The following is a 16,527-nucleotide window of genomic DNA, read 5'->3' on the forward strand; positions in this document are numbered from 1 at the left end:
TAAGCTTTAGGTTCCTTTTTTTAACCGCGGGCTCAAATACCCGTCTGAAACTTTTGGTAATGTCCTACTTTGCTGCAATCCTGCCTTTACCCTATAATAGATATTACTAACGTTTGATGTTACGTCGGTTATCATTTTAAATCACCGGGAGGAGTTTAATGAATATTAGTCAGCTTGAAACACTGCTGGCCATTTCCAAAACGATGAGTTTTCGGAAAGCGGGCGAGCTGCTTAATTTGACGCAACCTGCCGTTTCAGCCCAGATCAAAAGCCTCGAGGATGAATTTAAAACCGTATTGATTGACCGCAGTCAGCCAGTTACGCTTACCGACCGGGGCCAAGTCTTTCTTGATCATGCCGAGCGCATATTGAATGTGGTGGAGGAGCTCAAGCAGAAGCTCTATGACCTCAATCAGACGCCACAAGGACATATTGTGCTCGGTACGACCACTTCCATTGCCATTCAAATTCTGCCCCGGGTGCTATCATACTTTCAGGATCAATTCCCGCTCATCAAAACCACGATACAATCCATGCCCTCTTCCCATGTCATTAACAGTGTGGAGAAAGGGACGGTGGACATCGGCATCACCTATTTATCAGAACGCAATCCCAACATTGAAACATCCATACTCTATTATGACACCTATGAGCTTGTTGTTTCTCCGGATCATCCTCTGAGCGCCTTAAAACATACAACAGTGGACAAGCTAAAAGATGTCCCCTTCATCATGCTGTCACCCGATACCTTTGGCAGACGGTTCATTGATAAAATGTTCCGTGAATACGCGATTGAACCCAACATTATAATGGAGCTGCCAAGCAGCGAGGAAGTCAAGCGGATGGTTGAACTGAATCTTGGCGTTGCGATTGTATCCAAACTTTCCATTGGGAGCGAACTTCAGCTGGGGACACTGAAGATGATTAAAGTCAATGAGCTTGAGCTAAGCCATCCGATTGGCGTCGCTTACAAATCCGGACGCTATCTGAGCTCGGCCATGCACCAGTTTTTGAGCGATTTGAAAGGCATGCCGGAGAATCAGTTTATCGGCAGCGAGTAAATGTACAGGAGGCGTAACTACAGCCATGAAATTTGACTTGCATACCCATCACGAGCGCTGCGGGCACGCCGATGGCGTCATTGAGGATTATATCCAGAGCGCAATTAAGGCAGGACTTCAAGTCGTCGGCATCTCCGACCACTCCCCCTATTTTGCCAGCGACAAGGATCAGCCTCAGCCCAAAATTGCAATGGCCCGCAGCGAGTTTCCAAATTACATACGTCAGGTGCTTGAATTAAAAGCGAAATATGAAGGTAAAATCGAAGTGCTGCTTGGGGTCGAATCTGACTTTTACCCGGACCTGTGGCCTATCTACAAAGCCGAATATGATAAATATCCGATGGATTACATCATCGGCTCGGTTCATCAGACACGAGGAGTGAGCATCTTTAACCGCAACCGCTGGAAGAAGCTGAATGAGCAGGAACAGGTGAAGGAAAAAGAGCACTACTATGAGCTTATTGCCCAGTCTGCACGCTGCGGCTTGTTCCAGTCACTCGGTCATATCGATGCAATGAAAGGATACTACCCTGCTTTCTCTGAGATACCGGCTGCTGCCGCTATCGATGACGCACTTCGGGTCATTGCAGGCGAAGGAGTTGCAATTGAGATTAACACCTCCGGCAAAACCAAGGATGCCGGGGGCTGGTATCCTTCGGATGAAATTTTGGAACGGGCGAATCATTTTGGAGTGGCTGTCACCTTTGGTTCGGATGCACACAATCCGTCGCGAATCGGGGATGATTTTGAGCTTGTACGCAGCAGGCTGAAGGAAATCGGCTTTTCAAGCTGGGTCTTCTTCCGTCAGAAGAAACCAGTGGTTGTTCCGTTATAGCGTGATTGGTGCAGTTATCTTCTTCCTCCGTTTGAAACTTGAATGCGGAGTAGAGGATAACTGTTCTTTACTTTTTCGGAAAGCAGCAAGGCTTTAATTAATGGACCAAAATTGCCGGAAAACAAAAAAAAGTGGACCCGCATAAGCGGGTCCCAAAACGTTCTATATTAAAAAAGGGGGTCTTGTTAATTATAATAGCCCATGAATGTAAACAGACGATAACAGAACCATTTCATTTGTGTAACAAATTTTTAGCCTTCAACTATTTTACGGGTAAAAGGATGAATTAAACCGCATGTGGCTTCTCATTGCAATCAGCAGCGCAATATTGTTCGGCCTTGCCGGCCTGTGGATGAAAGTATCCCAGATGAAGCAGGGCTCTGTCCATATGCTGCTGCTCGGTTTATATATTACAGGTACGCTCGGCTTCGCAACCCATATGATTTCTTCCGGCACTGCCTGGGCTGTGCTGCTTGATTGGAAATATTGGGCCGCAGGAGCCATTATTGGGGCAGGATCAGCCTGGGGCAATGCTGTCTTTATGAAGGCGCTGGATTATGGTCCCGCCGCGCTAACCTCCCCGATTACAAATATGAATATCGTACTTGTGGTCTTTATAGGCACCTTTCTGTACGAGGAGCCGCTGACCCTGTCAGAAGGACTTGGCATTGCGCTGCTCTTGTTCTCCGTTGTACTGATCTCATCCCGTCGGAAAGAGCCGCTGTCAGCGCCCGAAAAGAAATGGTTTCTCTACATTGCAGCAGCCATCGTATTGTTCGCGTTCCGCAACGGAGGTCTGAAGGTCACGGAGGAGCTTGCGATGAACAATACTGCAGTATTGTTCATCGCTTATCTGCTATCAATCATCTGGTTCTGCCCGCCAGCCGTCAAGGAATGGCTGGCGTGGAGCAGGCTAACACCCGATACAGCGGTACAAGGCCTCAGACTGCGCACAGGAATGGCCTGGGGGCTGCTGTCCGGACTTTTCTCTTACGGCGGGCTTCAGCTCTATTCAATGGCGCTGGAGACGGGAAAGGCCAATCTGGCCGCTCCTATCTTTGCAACAAACAGCCTGGTCGTTGCCTTCGGGGCAATCCTGCTCTTCCGTGAACGCCTGACACCATTACAGACCTTTTCGCTGGCATGTACAATTGCCGGACTCGTCATTATACGGCTGTAACCGTAACTTCATAAAATAAATAGCACACTCTGTAAAAAGAATGCCCCGGCTGAAAAATCAGCCGGGGCATTGCTATTAGCGTGACCGTGCAAGCAGATACAGGAAGTATGGCGCTCCGATTACTGCAACGACAATACCAGTCGCAATTTCGGAAGGGGAACTGATCGTTCTTCCGATTGTATCGGCAACAAGGACAAGCAGCCCGCCGACAAGCGCAGATGCTGGCAATGCGTATTGGTGTTGCGGTCCGACCAGTCTTCTGGCCAGATGGGGCGCAACAAGGCCGACAAATCCGATTCCCCCGCCTACCGCTACACTGCTGGCAGCAAGACCTACAGCAGCAGCAAGCAGCAGAAGACGCTGTCTCTCAACAGGAGCACCTAGTCCTGTGGCCGTCTGCTCACCAAGCGAAAGGATGTTCATGACCTTAGCCTTGGAGAAAGCAAACGGAATTAAGATAATAAACCATGGCAGCAGCGCGGTGACAAACTTCCAGGTTGTGCCCCAAATGCTGCCCGCAATCCAAACCTGCACAAACTGGAACTGATTCGGGTCAAGCTTGATCGTCAAAATAATCATCGCCGCCGAGATGCCTGCGGCAATCCCGATCCCTACGAGCAGCAGGCGGGTTGGCGACAGCCCCTGATGGCGTTTAAAGGCAAGCAAATAAATAACCAGCGCAGTAAGACCTGCTCCAATGAACGCCAGGAAAGGCATTAAAAACGGCGAAGCTGCGGTTTTAACCGGAAAGAATGAAACATACATGACAACCGCAAGTCCTGCTCCGGAGTTGATTCCGAGAATACCCGGATCAGCCAGTCCGTTGTGGGTAATACCCTGCATAATACAGCCGGACACAGCAAAGCAAGCGCCGATCAAAATGGCGATGATGATCCGAGGCAAGCGGAAATCGAACAGAACCAAATTTTGCTTGGCATCCCCAAAACCAAATAGCGTCTTAATTACCTGGGCCGGGCCCATCCTGATTTCTCCGGAATTAATGGAGATAAGAAACATCACGATAATGAGGAGTCCGAGTATCCCCATAACAAGAGCGGCTTTTCTGTTACGGGCCTTATCTAAGTTATGTACCGTATCCATCTACATCTCCCTCCTTTGCTTTCTGGCAAGATAGAGGAAGAACGGCACACCAATTACGGCTATCAATGCGCCCACCGGAGTTTCATATGGCGGATTCACCAATCGTGCAGCCAGATCAGCAAGCAGCATCAGCAAGCCGCCCAATACAGCGGAGCATGGAATAATCCAGCGATAGTCCACACCAACCAGAAACCGGGTCAAATGCGGAATAATCAAACCGACAAAACCAATAGAGCCAACCAATGCTACGGATGAACCGGCAAGTATGAATACAACAATCATCCCTATGATCTTCACAACACCTGTACGCTGGCCCAGTCCCGTTGCGATCTCCTCTCCGAGGCTGAGCAGTGTTATCGAGCGGGAAAGAGCCATTGCGACCGCAAGCGCCCCGATTACCCAAGGGATAATAAATTTTACATGCATCCACTTCACCCCGGCTACTCCCCCGGCATAGAAAAATGCGAGGTCTTGTCCGATCCGGAAGTGAATTGAAATCCCTTCTCCAAGCGCGGTCAAAAGCGCGCTGACGGCTGCCCCTGCAAGTGCGAGTCTGACCGGGCTTAAACCCCCGCGAGCCAGCGAGCTGATTCCGAATACGAGTCCGGCCCCTAGCGCCGCTCCGGCAAAGGAAAAGAGCATCAACGACATAAATGGCAGACCCTTCATAAAAGCAAAACAGATGACAATGACAAAGGCCGAGCCTGCGTTAATCCCGAGCAAACCGGAATCGGCCAACGGGTTGCGCGTCATTCCCTGCATAATGGCGCCTGCAACTGCAAAACCTGCGCCAACTAATGTCGCTGCCGCTGCACGAGGCATGCGCAGCTCCTGAATAATCTGATGCTGTGTTAATTCGGGATTAAACTTGAATACGGCTTCCCAGACCGTCGCAAGATGAATGTCTGCCGCGCCAAATGAAATGGACGCAGCAATCCCCAACCCCAGTCCAATAAGCCCCAACACCAATATGAGAGAGGCTGCTACAGGTCTGGACTTAATTGGGGGCGATGATGAAGATTTGTCTAGTTCTGATGCCATGACGACCACCTTTACTGGAATGACTGCTTGTTATGATAATAATTCTCAGTATCATTATATAGCAGAAGAAACAGACCAGCAACCATTGATTATGATTGAATCGGCCATTATTCCTGCTCCATATCATAAAAATTCTTAATATGACCTAACAAACTCATGAAGACACTAACATCTTAATTTAGAGTTAATATTCTTTTTATAGTTTATGGTACTGTGATACAATAGATTTTATAAGTGGGGTGAATACCGTGGACTATTCGAAAATGTGTCCGAAGTACGAATCCGCCATCGAATTATTGGGAAAGAAATGGACAGGGTTAATTATCCGTGTGCTGCTTGGCGGACCAAAACGCTTTAAGGAAATGAAGGAACAAATCCCGGAGATGAGCGACAAAATGCTCACCGACAGAATGAAAGAGCTGGAACAACTCGATGTTGTGAAGAGAACCGTATATCCGGAAATGCCGGTGCGTATTGAATATGAGCTTACGGAAAAAGGCCAGGGATTAGAGCCTGTTATATTATCCATCCAGGATTGGGGCGAGCATTGGATGTAATCCAATGCCCGCTTTTTTATTTATCCCCGGTTCCACACTCTTCCTGCTGAGCAGAACCTTACTCCCGCACCCGGTGTCCTGGTTACACGGCAGTGTTGACAAATCTTGGGCAAGATGAATGCAGATAAGCCGTGCTACAGCCAATCCCAGGCTGTGCACGGCTTATTTCTTTGTAAAATAAAGGCTGCCTACCCTAATTGAATGGCCAACTTACATGCCCAGCCATTGCTTAAACATATGCTTCGTTGTATCCTTGTTAATCGCTGCAATGGATGTCGTGAGCGGAATACCCTTCGGACAAGCGCGTACGCAGTTCTGCGAGTTGCCACAGCCCTCGATACCGCCATCAGACATCAAAGTTTCGAGACGCTCTTCCATATTCATCTCCCCTGTCGGATGCGCATTGAACAAGCGCACTTGAGAGATGGCAGCCGGACCGATGAATGTGTTGCGCTCGTTAACGTTCGGACATGATTCCAGGCATACGCCGCAGGTCATGCACTTGGACAGCTCATACGCCCATTGGCGCTTGGTTTCCTTCATCCGCGGACCAGGACCGAGATCATAGGTACCATCGATTGGAATCCAGGCTTTAACGCGTTTCAACGCGTTAAACATGCGGTCACGGTTGATTACCAGGTCACGCACAACCGGGAATGTTCTCATCGGCTCCAGACGAATAGGCTGCTCAAGCTTGTCGATCAGTGCTGTACAAGCCTGTCTCGGCTTCCCGTTGATGACCATTGAACAAGCACCGCACACTTCCTCCAGACAGTTGGAATCCCAGCAAACCGGGGATGTTTTGTTGCCGTCATCCTTGACCGGGTTACGCTGGATTTCCATAAGTGCGCTAATGACGTTCATATTCGGACGGTATGGGATTTCGAAGGTTTCTTTGTAAGGCTGCGAATCCGGTTTATCTTGCCGGGTGATCACAAACTTGATTGATTTTTTTGCCACAGTTGTTTCAGCCATCTTCTTTGCTCCTTCCTTAAGCTACGCGCTTATTTCTTTTTCTCAGTCGTATAGTCGCGCTTGCGCGGCTCAATCAGCGATACATCGATATCCTCATACGAAATTTGCGGGCCTTCCGCTGTCCATTTCGCCTTGGTTGTCTTCATGAACTTGTCATCATCACGCTCAGGGAAGTCCGGCTTGTAGTGAGCGCCGCGGCTCTCGTCACGCAGCAATGCGCCTTTTGTCATCGCCTCGGCAAGCTCCAGCATGTTCCACAGCTGGCGGGTGAACGCCACGCCTGCATTATTCCAGCTGCTAGTATCGTTAATATTAATTTTGCCATAGCGCTGCTTCAGCTCTTTGATTTTGTTGATCGTTTCTTCAAGCTTTTTGTTGTAGCGTACAACCGTCATATTATTGGTCATCCAATCACCAAGTTCACGGTGAAGGACGTAAGCATTCTCAGTGCCGTCCATTTTGAGAATTTTCTCGTATTTATCTGTCTGGCTTTTCTTCTCACGGTCGAAGACAGAGGATGAAATATCGTCAGCATACTTGCTCAAGCCTTTAATATATTCCACTGCCTTAGGTCCAGCTACCATGCCGCCGTAAATGGCGGATACGAGGGAGTTCGCTCCAAGACGGTTCGCGCCATGGTACTGATACTCACACTCACCTGCAGCGAACAGGCCAGGAATATTCGTCATCTGGTTGTAGTCCACCCACATGCCGCCCATGGAGTAATGCACGGCAGGGAAGATCTTCATCGGGATTTTACGCGGGTCGTCGCCCATGAACTTCTCGTAAATTTCAATGATACCGCCAAGCTTGACATCCAGCTCTTTCGGGTCTTTATGCGACAGGTCAAGGTACACCATGTTCTCCCCGTTGATGCCGAGCTTCATGTCGACACAGACGCTGAAAATTTCACGCGTCGCAATATCACGAGGAACGAGGTTTCCGTAAGCCGGATATTTTTCCTCCAAAAAGTACCACGGCTTGCCGTCCTTATACGTCCAGATGCGTCCGCCCTCACCGCGTGCGGACTCCGACATCAGGCGCAGCTTGTCATCGCCAGGGATCGCTGTCGGGTGAATCTGGATAAATTCGCCGTTGGCGTAGTCAACGCCCTGCTGGTAGACCGCACTTGCAGCCGTACCTGTATTGATAACCGAGTTGGTCGATTTTCCGAAAATGATACCAGGGCCGCCCGTAGCCAAAATAACCGCATCAGCCGATACCGTATGAACTTCCATGGACCGAAGATCCTGTGCGGATACGCCGCGGCATACGCCATCATCGTCGATGACTGCGCCCAGGAACTCCCAGAACTCATATTTGGTTACAAGGCCGGCTGTCTCCCAGCGGCGGACCTGCTCGTCCAGTGCATATAACAGCTGCTGTCCGGTAGTCGCACCGGCAAATGCTGTACGGTGATGCTTCGTTCCTCCGAAACGGCGGAAATCAAGCAGACCTTCCGGTGTACGGTTGAACATAACACCCATCCGGTCCATCAGGTGGATAATTCCCGGCGCAGCATCGCACATCGCTTTTACCGGAGGCTGGTTGGCGAGAAAGTCGCCCCCGTATACAGTATCGTCAAAGTGCTCCCATGGTGAATCCCCTTCACCTTTCGTATTAACAGCACCGTTAATTCCCCCTTGTGCACAAACAGAGTGAGAACGCTTTACCGGAACAATAGAAAATAAATCAACGTGTACGCCAGCTTCAGCCGCTTTGATGGTCGCCATCAAGCCGGCCAGGCCGCCGCCTACGACAATTACTTTATTTTTAGCCATGATTCAAATCGCTCCTTGTCTTCAAACTAGCTCTGTAACGCCTTACACAATCGTGCGGATCGCATCCAGCGCAGCAGCCGCTTCCTTGAACTCATCTCCGCGGAAAGCGCTAAGCGACATCAGGAACATCGCAGATACAAGCACGAACACTACCATCCAAATATAAGAAGAGACCCGTTGGGCACGCGGACTCACGGTAATCCCCCAGCTTACAAGAAATGCCCACATGCCGTTAGCAAAGTGGAAAGTGGAAGCCAGAACCCCGATTACATACAGCGTGAAGAACAGCGGATTGGTCGCAATATTATGCATTGTCATGCCAAGCTGATCATGGGTTATACCGCCAATCGCGACCTGGAACCGGGTCTGATACACATGCCAGAACACAAAAATAAACGTAATCACACCGGAAATACGCTGCAGTGCGAACGCCCAGTTACGTCCATAAGAAAATTGCCCTGTGTTCAGATTCGATTGGTACGCGATGTACAGCCCGTATACGCCATGAAAAATCAGCGGAATAAAAATGCCGAACAGCTCCAGTACATTGACCAGCGGCAGGCCGTTAATAAAACCGACCGCAGCCTTGAAGCGTTCAGATCCCCCCTCGACAGCCGAAAAATTCGTCAGCGCGTGGGTAATAATGAACAGGCTGAGCGGGATCACGCCAAGCAGGGAATGCAGCTTGCGTGAGAGATACGAATTTCCTTTCATAACTTTTGCTTTCTCCTTTCCAGACTGAACGTGCGTTTTTTAAACATTTCCATATTTAGCATAAACCAACTACCATTGTACCCGTGCCCCTGACAAGCGTCAATAAAATGCTGTCCGAATTTGACATTCACATAATAGTCACAGTTCCTATCCTACTCCTTTTTCGCTTATAATGGAATTGCCTATTTTGTATAATCAGTTATAAGTAAAATGCATAAGCGAATGTTGCATCTGGCAGCCCCCGTTATTTTCCGGCAAGCTGCCGATATAAAATAATAGAAGCGCTTTAATAAAGCGCCATCATGCGGACAATTGCAGACAAGTCGTCCACTTAGCCAGCAACGCATTGTCACGAAAAATAAACAGAAGCCTTCTTCATTTTCGGCCTGGGGCTTATACTAGACTTATTAAGATAAAACATAAGGGGGATCATCATGCTCGAAGAAATGCATGTATTTGCCACCATCGTCGAGCAGTCGAGCCTGAACCGCGCATCGGCGCTGTTGAATGTGACACAACCAGCCCTTTCGCGCAAAATCAGCAAATTGGAGGAGGAACTGGGCGTCGAGCTGTTCAAACGGGTCGGCAAACGTCTGGAGCTCACGCGCATCGGCCGGATCACCTATGAATTCGCTATTGAGCTGCGTACGATGCAATTGCGCTATTTGCAAAGTGTCAATGAATTCAAGTCCGCCGGACGGACTTTGCTGACTATAGGCGCCAGTCTGACAACACTGCAAACGACGCTTCCCGACCTCATTCAAGTAATGAGCAAGGCCGCACCGGATTTGGAGATCAAAGCGGTCACGGGAAAAACCCATGAGATTGTATCGCTTGTGCGGGAGCAAAAAATCGATTTGGGCATCGTCGCCTCTGATATTCATGAAGCCAGCCTTCATTGTATTCCTTTGTTTGATGACCATCTGCTCGTCGTCGTTCCGAAAAATCAGTTTGTCATTGATAAGGGAGCCATTGATATCAGCATTCTGAACGGGCTGCCGATGATTCTGTTCTCCAAGGGAACCTGGTACAGAACGCTGACGGATGAACTCTTCCAGACCCATCACCTGTCTCCCGATGTCCGGATGGAGATAGACTCCTTCGAGGCGATCTTGAGATTGCTGCATACGTGCCGCTCCGCTACACTGCTGCCCAAATCTTATGTACGCGAGCAGATGCTCCGGGATAACGATCTGAGCATACTGCCTGTGCAGGGACTGGAGCATACACGCCGGACAACTTCTCTGATCTATAACCGTTCAGCTGAGCTGCCGGGCGCGCTGCCGTTATGGATTGATGAGATCAAAGGCCATTTCCAGATGGACTAGCCTTAACCGGGACACCATCAGCTCATAGAACGAATAGAAACAGGGCAATCCTGCCCTGTTTCTATGTTTACCATTATAATAGAAAACCATCCCGAACAACCGGTCTATTTGATTACAGTGTCCTCAAAGTCCTCGATCTGGGCATTGGTTCCGATCATGATCATAATATCCCGCTCATGCAGCACATCCTCTGCTGTCGGGGCAATTATCATTCCTTGCGGCTTGTGGATTGCTACAATGCTGCATCCGAACCGGGCACGCGGATTCAATTCCTGCAGAGAAATGCCGGAGAGACATTGGGGAACTGCAAGCTCCGCAATTGTATATTCCTTGGAAAGCTCAATGTAATCAAGCAGATTGGGTGAAACGAGCTGATGCGCCACCCGAATGCCCATATCCCGCTCAGGATAAACGACACGGTCTACACCCAGTTTCTCCAGCACCCGGCCATGCAGATCGCTCATCGCCTTGGCGACTACCTGCTTGACGCCCAAATCCTTTAATAAAATGGCTGTCAAAATGCTGGACTGAATATCATCTCCAATTGAAACAACACCACAGTCAAAATTTCGGACACCGAGAGAACGGAGCACTTCCTCATCCGTTGCATCGGCTATCGCCGAATGGGTCAAAATAGGACTCATCTCGTCCACACGTTCCTCACTGCTGTCAATGCCGAGCACTTCATGGCCCAAAGCAATTAATTCCTTGGCGATACTCGATCCGAAACGGCCGAGACCGATAATAACAAATTGACTGGATTTCAATAGATGTACGCTCCTCTTGGCTACGCCTGAACCGATGTGCCGCTTCTGTCTTCATTTCTGAACGTGTTCGATTATATAATGGGTGATCTCTGAAGCACAAAGCGTATAAACGGACAAATTTTGACGCTAGTTAGCCAAATTCCGGTTAAAACTGCAACAAAGAGGTAGTTTAACAGGTTTTTTATCTGTTTTTCTTCAAAAAGAATTGAAAATCACAGCGTGGAATTGTGAGGATTAGCAAAAACTATGTTATGGTTAATGTATACGATTAAATGGGGCTATAACAGCTGTAACCGTTCCTGAAAGAAACGAAAGATGCCCTTTGAAAAACCAAATTCGTCACCAGAGGTGTTATAATGAACCCGCTCCACAACGACTGGCCCCTTAAAAAGTGGGCATGGATGAGCTTATGCGGCTTGATGATATATATTATTCTGCAAATATTGCCTTCCTTGGCTGATCCGACTGCTTCCGGTCTTGGTCAGCATCTGATTGATAAATCTGAAGCGGAGAAAAAGGCCGAAACCTTCATTCTCAAGGAATTCGGACAACCGATTCTTTCTTCGCACGCTGTGCACCAGTCCAGCAAAACCTTGAGCGGTTATTTGGCCAAGGAAAAGTTGCTGGATACATACAACAAGGATTTTGACAAAAAGTATCCGGTCGATACGTATCAGGTTGAGGTAACTTCCCCGCGAATCAACAGCGCCGGCGCAGTAACGCAATATTATGTCTATGTTCAAATGGAAACCGGTGAAGTGGTCTCCTGGAACAGGCTTGGCGCCCTGATTGACGAGGAACAGCGGATAACAGATCCGGCACAGGCCAGACAAGCTATACTCGGCTTTGCCAAGAAGCGCGGATTCATGCCGGAACAGCTGGAAATTCTCCCGCAAGCGGAGGATGCCAGCCATACGGCTGTTGTTGAGGTCCAAGGGGCTGGAATCGGAGAAGCCAAGCTGCAATTAAAAATTCAGCCTGTCAGAATGTCCGACGGCCGTATCCAAATTTTGACCTATAAGCCAGCCTTCAAGGTTCCCGCAAGCTATATAGAGCAGGTTGCCAAGCAGGATAAGCAGGCGAATGCCATGTCATTGTACGGCTACTTCGTCATGACCGGTCTGTTATTCATCCTGTCTATTGTGTACGCGGTCCTTTACCGCCAGCACTCCTCCTTCAAGCGGGGATTAATTATGACGATTGTGTTCGCAGTATTTTATATCGCCTCCAACTACAATATGGCGGACGGCGTTATGGCAAGTATGGGAGAGAATCCTGATGCAGCGCTTAACGTGACATTCGGGCTGATTATTACAAGCCTGCTGTCATTGATCATGGCTGCTTCGGTCTATTTTGCACTGATTGCGGGCGACGGCTTATGGCGCCAGATGGGCTTTAAGCTGTGGCCGCGGTTCAAGGAGCAGAACTTTGGCGATACGGTGTGGAGAAGCATGAAGCAGGGCTATCTGCTCGCGCTTATGCTGCTGGGCATCCAAACCCTCATCCTGCTCGTACTGCAATATGTGCTTGGCGTCTGGACGACCTCAGACGTTAGCCAGTCGCCTTATAATATGAATTTCCCGTGGCTGTTCCCGGTAATCGCATGGTGTGCAGCGATTTCAGAAGAAGCCGTATATCGGTTGTTTGGTATCGGATTGCTGCGTAAATGGTTTAAAAATACGTTCATCGCTTCCCTGATCCCGACGGTCATCTGGGCGATGGGACATGTAGCCTATCCGCTGTATCCGTCTACTACCCGTCTGATCGAGCTGACGATTATCGGTTTGATTTTCAGTTATATTCTGATTCGGTTCGGCTTTATAACGGCGGTCTTTACCCACGCCATCTTCAATACAGTTATGATGTGCGTAATGCTGGTCTTCCTGGGATCAGCCGTCAACATTGCCGCCGCTCTCTTCTACATTGTGCTGCCGGTAATTATCGCCTGGATTTTGCGTTATTTGCATAACCGGTTCAAGCCGGCACCGACCGCCTGATTGCAGCCTGAATCATATCCTGTAAGCGAGAGCCTGTTGCACATGCGGGAAGCATAATTAAACTTGTTACTGATTCAAATCCACACACAAAAGGGATGAGCTGTTTACGGCTCATCCCTTAATGCTGTAATAATTTGTGATGCCAGCTTCTCTCCGATTGAGACAGCCTTGAAATCTTCTACGCTGGCTTCCTTGATTTTCTTGATAGAGCCAAAATGCTTGAGCAGCAGCTTGCGCCGCTTCTCGCCGATGCCGGGAATGGAATCCAGCTTGGATGCAATCATGGACTTGCCCCGCTGCTCCCTGTGGAAGGTGATTGCGAAGCGGTGGACCTCATCCTGTATGCGCTGGAGCAGATAAAATTCCTGGCTGTCCCTCGGCAGCGGCACAATCTCCGCGGGATCTCCCGTCATTAGCTGGGCTGTCTTATGGCGCGCATCCTTGACAATGCCGCAGACCGGGACAAAAAGCCCAAGCTCATTCTCCAGCACATCAATAGCCGCAGAAATCTGCCCTTTGCCTCCATCCACTACAATCAGGTCAGGCAGCGTAAGCTCCTCCTTCAGCACCCGCTCATACCTGCGGCGGATTACCTCACGCATCGTCTCATAATCATCGGGTCCCTGGACCGTCTTTACCTTATATTTGCGGTACTCCTTCTTATCAGGCTTTCCGTCGATAAATACAACCATAGCCGATACCGGGTCCGTCCCTTGAATATTGGAGTTATCAAAGGCTTCAATGCGGCGTGCAGATGGGATGTGCAGATATTCTGCCAGCCCGCTGGCTGCCTTTACACTGCGTTCCTCATCCCGTTCAATTAGACGGAACTTCTCATCAAGCGCAACCTTCGCATTCTGGTGCGCCATCTCCACGACCTGTCGCTTGCGTCCGCGCTGCGGCAGGACAACCTTGACGTTCAGCCAGCTTTGCAGCAGGGCACCACCCTCATCAGCCGGGGCGTCCTGGCCCTGTTCTGTCAGAGCTTCCTCCGGCTGCTGTTCTTGCTCCTGCACGGTCTGCTCAGGAGACTGCGGCAGAAAAATCTCCTTCGGCAAAGCCGGATTATCACTATAGTATTGCGCAACAAACGTCATGAAATCATCATGGGCATTCCCGTAATACGGAAATGTTGTCGCATGGCGCTCAATCATCTTGCCGGAACGCATGTACAAAATCTGTACACACATCCAGCCCTTCTCCACCGCATAGCCGAATATATCCCGGTCCAGCGTATCGGACATCGTAATCTTCTGCTTCTCCATGATCGCTTCGATTGCCAGAATCTGGTCCCTGTATTCCTTGGCCCGTTCAAACTCAAGCGCCTCTGCCGCAGCCTCCATTTTTACCTGGAGCTGCTTCTTCACTTCATTCTGGCCTCCGTTCAGAAAACGGGTAATATCCTGCACCATTTCATCATAGGTCGACTGCTCCACCTCAAATTCACAAGGTGCTACACACTGCCCCATATGATAGTACAAGCATACCTTGTCAGGCAGCGTATTGCATTTGCGCAGCGGATACAGTCGATCCAGCAGCTTCTTCGTCTGTTGGGCGGCAAAGGCGTTCGGGTACGGCCCGAAATACTTGCCCTTGTCCTTGATTACACGGCGCGTAACCTCCAGCTTCGGGTGCTTCTCATTCGTAATTTTAATATACGGAAAGGACTTGTCATCCTTCAGCAGCACGTTATAACGCGGATGGTGCTGCTTGATCAGATTACATTCGAGAATCAACGCCTCCATATTACTGGAGGTCACAATATATTCAAAATCACGGATTTCGGATACGAGGCGCTGCGTCTTCCCGTTGTGGCTGCCGTTAAAATAGGATCGGACACGGTTCTTCAGCACCTTGGCCTTGCCGACATAAATGATCGTCCCGTCCCCGTTCTTCATCAGATAACAGCCCGGCTGGTCAGGCAGCAATGCCAGCTTGCTGCGGATTCTCTCCTCCGCCTGTGCGCGGACCTGGTCTGTAGTTGGCCCTTCCATGGTTCTTCCCCTGCCTTCATTGTTTGTCAGTATAATTGGGCAACCGGGTAATTCATGATATAACAATAGCACTTGCTTTATCATGAATCTGACAGCCTTGTCTTCCGACAACGAGCAATCTGACCGGTCAAAATTAGTGTATATTATAAAAGCGTCTGTATGTTCGTACTTCAGTCTTCTTATTGTATCACAGGAATCAAGTCCATGGACCAGGCCGCTTCTAAAACCTTGACCAAATCCAATGGTAAACCGCATACATTTTGGTCAAATTTTCTTTACAATTGTTCATGATGTTGGGTATACTAGGATAAGCTAATACTGACGATAAGAACAAATTGGACGACAGTGACCCTGGGGGCCAGACAGAACGGATACCGGCTGCTTCCTTTCTGGAGCAAATGACGTTTCCGTCATGCGGTAGCCATTGATATTCAACTGTCGTGCTGAGGAGGATATAGATATGGAAAATGTAAGAGATCCGCGCGAGCATTTTAACGAAGAACCACGGCATGACTTTTCTGATGTAGCAATGGGTTTTGCCGGTATGGCTGGTTTTATGACAGTGATTTTTGCAATTGCGGTTATTATTAAATTCGTGATTTCCTAAGCATTAACTGTTCCGGATTTGGCGGCAGATGAATTCTCTGTCGTCTGCCAGGGCAAATATGCAATATGAATTCACAGCGAATGGGGCTGTCCCAAAAGGGGAAGCCTGAGTGAGAGAATCCCATATTATGTGCAAAAGAACCTTCAAAATCACTAAGAAAGTGGATTTAAAGGTTCTTTTTTACGCGAATATTACACAAAAAGTGGGGGCTGAATTTTTTGCAAATTGCTTTTGGGACAGCCCCATTCGTATTATGAGGTCAGCCAGATATTACTGGTTGGCCTATTCTTATGGTCATTCTATGATGGCGGTAGCCGGGAGAACGTGACAGCCCCTGGGGACAACCCCGTACACAAAAACTGTTCTCCCACTACCACCGACCATCACGATTGAGCTGGTTGAGGCGTTGACCTCGTATTACAAGCGAAGCTGTGGAGTTGGAACCATTGTGGGAACGACCGGCAGAGATTTCGAAAGGAGAATTGGATGAAACCTGTTATTGGAATAGATGTAGCAAAGGGAAAGTCTGTCGTACAGTGTTTTTTAAAACGTAACCACCCCGTAGGACGAGCAGAAACCATTTTGCATA

14 protein-coding genes are annotated in these 16,527 nt (G+C 49.0%); 7 read left to right on the top strand and 7 right to left on the bottom strand.

The genetic code is table 11. From position 1 onward, the window contains the following. Nucleotides 1-158: 158 nt before the first annotated feature. From H583_RS0119965 to H583_RS0119975, 3 genes are all read left to right on the top strand, one after another. Nucleotides 159-1,061, top strand: coding sequence for a LysR family transcriptional regulator (locus tag H583_RS0119965; protein WP_028562024.1), 903 nt, complete (start codon nucleotides 159-161; stop codon nucleotides 1,059-1,061). A 25-nt stretch (nucleotides 1,062-1,086) separates the two neighbouring features. Then, nucleotides 1,087-1,896, top strand: a complete 810-nt coding sequence (locus H583_RS0119970; RefSeq protein ID WP_028562025.1) for a histidinol-phosphatase — start codon at nucleotides 1,087-1,089, stop codon at nucleotides 1,894-1,896. Nucleotides 1,897-2,191: 295 nt separating this feature from the next. Beyond that, a complete protein-coding gene (locus H583_RS0119975; protein ID WP_028562026.1) occupies nucleotides 2,192-3,076 on the top strand; it encodes an EamA family transporter in 885 nt (294 codons plus the stop codon). Nucleotides 3,077-3,151: 75 nt separating this feature from the next. Here the strand turns inward: H583_RS0119975 and H583_RS0119980 are convergent, their stop codons facing one another. Both H583_RS0119980 and H583_RS0119985 read right to left on the bottom strand, forming a co-directional pair. Then, nucleotides 3,152-4,177, bottom strand: a complete 1,026-nt coding sequence (locus tag H583_RS0119980) for a FecCD family ABC transporter permease (RefSeq protein ID WP_028562027.1) — start codon at nucleotides 4,175-4,177, stop codon at nucleotides 3,152-3,154. Continuing rightward, nucleotides 4,178-5,218, bottom strand: a complete 1,041-nt coding sequence (locus H583_RS0119985; protein ID WP_028562028.1) for a FecCD family ABC transporter permease — start codon at nucleotides 5,216-5,218, stop codon at nucleotides 4,178-4,180. A 248-nt stretch (nucleotides 5,219-5,466) separates the two neighbouring features. Between H583_RS0119985 and H583_RS0119990 the strand changes: the two genes are divergently transcribed. Continuing rightward, the gene (locus H583_RS0119990) at nucleotides 5,467-5,775 is read left to right on the top strand and encodes a winged helix-turn-helix transcriptional regulator (protein WP_028562029.1); all 309 of its coding nucleotides are present in this window, start codon (nucleotides 5,467-5,469) and stop codon (nucleotides 5,773-5,775) included. A gap of 210 nt (nucleotides 5,776-5,985) precedes the next feature. On the opposite strand, the gene sdhB is transcribed toward H583_RS0119990, so the two are convergent. From sdhB to H583_RS0120005, 3 genes are read right to left on the bottom strand one after another with little or no spacing between them, the layout of a single operon-like run. Beyond that, a complete protein-coding gene (sdhB, locus tag H583_RS0119995; RefSeq protein WP_028562030.1) occupies nucleotides 5,986-6,750 on the bottom strand; it encodes a succinate dehydrogenase iron-sulfur subunit in 765 nt (254 codons plus the stop codon). Between the two features lie 29 nt (nucleotides 6,751-6,779). Beyond that, on the bottom strand, nucleotides 6,780-8,531 hold the full coding sequence (gene sdhA, locus H583_RS0120000; protein WP_028562031.1) for a succinate dehydrogenase flavoprotein subunit: 1,752 nt from the start codon (nucleotides 8,529-8,531) through the stop codon (nucleotides 6,780-6,782). A gap of 42 nt (nucleotides 8,532-8,573) precedes the next feature. After that, entirely contained in the window at nucleotides 8,574-9,245 is a 672-nt protein-coding gene (locus H583_RS0120005) for a succinate dehydrogenase cytochrome b558 subunit (protein ID WP_028562032.1), read from the bottom strand. Nucleotides 9,246-9,679: 434 nt separating this feature from the next. On the opposite strand from H583_RS0120005, the gene H583_RS0120015 reads away from it, so the two are divergent. Next, complete coding sequence (locus tag H583_RS0120015) at nucleotides 9,680-10,573, top strand: LysR family transcriptional regulator (RefSeq protein WP_028562033.1); 894 nt, start codon at nucleotides 9,680-9,682, stop codon at nucleotides 10,571-10,573. A gap of 104 nt (nucleotides 10,574-10,677) precedes the next feature. Here the strand turns inward: H583_RS0120015 and H583_RS0120020 are convergent, their stop codons facing one another. Then, nucleotides 10,678-11,340 carry a potassium channel family protein gene (locus H583_RS0120020; protein ID WP_028562034.1) on the bottom strand — a complete coding sequence of 221 codons (663 nt, stop codon included), beginning with the start codon at nucleotides 11,338-11,340 and terminating at the stop codon, nucleotides 10,678-10,680. Nucleotides 11,341-11,696: 356 nt separating this feature from the next. On the opposite strand from H583_RS0120020, the gene H583_RS35460 reads away from it, so the two are divergent. Beyond that, nucleotides 11,697-13,337: a CPBP family intramembrane glutamic endopeptidase gene (locus H583_RS35460; protein ID WP_081667356.1), complete on the top strand. Its 1,641-nt coding sequence runs from the start codon at nucleotides 11,697-11,699 to the stop codon at nucleotides 13,335-13,337. A 104-nt stretch (nucleotides 13,338-13,441) separates the two neighbouring features. Here the strand turns inward: H583_RS35460 and uvrC are convergent, their stop codons facing one another. Beyond that, the gene (gene uvrC, locus H583_RS0120030; protein ID WP_028562036.1) at nucleotides 13,442-15,331 is read right to left on the bottom strand and encodes an excinuclease ABC subunit UvrC; all 1,890 of its coding nucleotides are present in this window, start codon (nucleotides 15,329-15,331) and stop codon (nucleotides 13,442-13,444) included. Between the two features lie 460 nt (nucleotides 15,332-15,791). Here uvrC and H583_RS36715 point away from each other — a divergent pair, with 460 nt between their 5' ends. Continuing rightward, on the top strand, nucleotides 15,792-15,938 hold the full coding sequence (locus H583_RS36715; RefSeq protein WP_154665924.1) for a YqzM family protein: 147 nt from the start codon (nucleotides 15,792-15,794) through the stop codon (nucleotides 15,936-15,938). Nucleotides 15,939-16,527 lie beyond the last annotated feature (589 nt).

This window comes from Paenibacillus pinihumi DSM 23905 = JCM 16419, from assembly GCF_000422505.1.
In the GTDB taxonomy this organism is placed as follows: Bacteria; Bacillota; Bacilli; order Paenibacillales; family Paenibacillaceae; genus Paenibacillus_D; species Paenibacillus_D pinihumi.

Coding starts and splice junctions, on each gene's coding strand:
- uvrC (WP_028562036.1), bottom strand. CDS start 15,331: ATGGAAGGGCCAACTACAGACCAGGTCCGCGCACAGGCGGAGGAGAGA.
- H583_RS35460 (WP_081667356.1), top strand. CDS start 11,697: ATGAACCCGCTCCACAACGACTGGCCCCTTAAAAAGTGGGCATGGATG.
- sdhB (WP_028562030.1), bottom strand. CDS start 6,750: ATGGCTGAAACAACTGTGGCAAAAAAATCAATCAAGTTTGTGATCACC.
- H583_RS0119980 (WP_028562027.1), bottom strand. CDS start 4,177: ATGGATACGGTACATAACTTAGATAAGGCCCGTAACAGAAAAGCCGCT.
- sdhA (WP_028562031.1), bottom strand. CDS start 8,531: ATGGCTAAAAATAAAGTAATTGTCGTAGGCGGCGGCCTGGCCGGCTTG.
- H583_RS36715 (WP_154665924.1), top strand. CDS start 15,792: ATGGAAAATGTAAGAGATCCGCGCGAGCATTTTAACGAAGAACCACGG.
- H583_RS0120005 (WP_028562032.1), bottom strand. CDS start 9,245: ATGAAAGGAAATTCGTATCTCTCACGCAAGCTGCATTCCCTGCTTGGC.
- H583_RS0119975 (WP_028562026.1), top strand. CDS start 2,192: ATGTGGCTTCTCATTGCAATCAGCAGCGCAATATTGTTCGGCCTTGCC.
- H583_RS0119970 (WP_028562025.1), top strand. CDS start 1,087: ATGAAATTTGACTTGCATACCCATCACGAGCGCTGCGGGCACGCCGAT.
- H583_RS0120015 (WP_028562033.1), top strand. CDS start 9,680: ATGCTCGAAGAAATGCATGTATTTGCCACCATCGTCGAGCAGTCGAGC.
- H583_RS0119985 (WP_028562028.1), bottom strand. CDS start 5,218: ATGGCATCAGAACTAGACAAATCTTCATCATCGCCCCCAATTAAGTCC.
- H583_RS0119965 (WP_028562024.1), top strand. CDS start 159: ATGAATATTAGTCAGCTTGAAACACTGCTGGCCATTTCCAAAACGATG.